This window comes from Taylorella asinigenitalis ATCC 700933, assembly GCF_000687755.1.
Taxonomy (GTDB): Bacteria; Pseudomonadota; Gammaproteobacteria; order Burkholderiales; family Burkholderiaceae_B; genus Taylorella; species Taylorella asinigenitalis.
This window is the reverse complement of record NZ_JHXN01000046.1, coordinates 1-1256: the sequence shown is the minus strand read 5'-3', so window position 1 is coordinate 1256 and position 1256 is coordinate 1. Positions and strand designations below refer to the sequence as shown.

At 62.0% G+C, this 1256-nt stretch carries 1 protein-coding gene; it reads right to left on the bottom strand.

The features are described from left to right. The coding region (locus T432_RS09050) for an alpha/beta hydrolase fold domain-containing protein (protein ID WP_156026356.1) at positions 1-1256 on the bottom strand (1256 nt) is incomplete at both ends.

Below are 1256 nucleotides of genomic sequence, written 5' to 3'. Positions count from 1 at the left end.
ATGGCGCACACCCGCTGGTCCCAGGGCTTGTAGCTGGGGGTAAAGTCTGCCGGGTTAAAGCGTTCACCCAGATGTTTTTGCGCTTCGTCCAGCAGGCCCCTCATGAACAGGTCGGGGGCTTTTCTGGCAATCTGGTAGTAGAAAATGCTGCTCAGGACATTTTTCCAGCGGGTCACGCCATGGGCGACGGGCGCCGGCAACCACTTCTGAAAGGCGGCAGCGGTCCCGTCCACCAGCGGTCGCACGGCGATATGTGACGGCGAGCGTTGCAGCATCGTGACGTGCGCGGCCTTGTCGGTCATCGCCGGAACCAGCGTCACCGCGGTCGCGCCGCTGCCGATCACCACGACTCGTTTGCCGCTGTAGTCCACATCTTCGGGCCAGAACTGCGGATGGATGATTTGACCTTGAAAGCTGGCCTCGCCTGGAAACTCTGGACGGTGGGCTTCGTCGTAGCTGTAATAGCCGCTACACAGGAACAGGAATTTCGCCTGTCGGAGAACAGGCGTGCCGTCCTCCTGTTCAGCGGTCACGGTCCAAAGGCTTTCTTCCGACGACCATTCGGCACTCTTGACCCTGTGCCCAAAGCGGATATGGGGTGTGATTCCGCCCTCATCTGCCGCGTCCTGAATGTACTGGCGAATATCCCCGCCGTCGGCAATGGACTTGCGCCCCAGCCAGGGCTTGAAGCTGTAGCCCAGCGTGAAAACGTCCGAATCCGAGCGGACACCGGGATAGCGGAAGAGGTCCCAGGTGCCCCCCATAGCCTGCCGGGCTTCCAGAATCTCAAACGTCTTGCCAGGATTTTTTGTCTTGAGGTGATGCGCCGCGCCGATTCCCGATAGCCCAGCGCCGATAATCAGAACGTCCAGCGCTGCGGCCTGCGTGGGCGGCGTGGTATTTACACGGGGAAGTGCGTCTGTGTTCTGATCCGGCAACCCCAGCGCCCGCCGGAGCGCACTCAGGAAACTCGTATTGAATTGCCGTGAGGCTTCGGCCTCCGGCTTCAGGAGATGAAACCCGTGATAGCCGCCCGCGACCTCAGCCCACTCGCAGGGCACGCCTGCCGCCATTAAACGCCGAGCATACTCACGGTTCTCGTCGTAGAACAGATCAAGGTCGCTCGTGCCGATCCAGGCGGGCGGCAGGCCGCTCAGATCCTCGCGCCGGGCGGCCACCGCATAGGGCGGCGGGGTCTGGGTGCCGGGTCTGAATCCCAGGTAAGACGACCAGCCCGTGAGATTGGACGTCGGTGT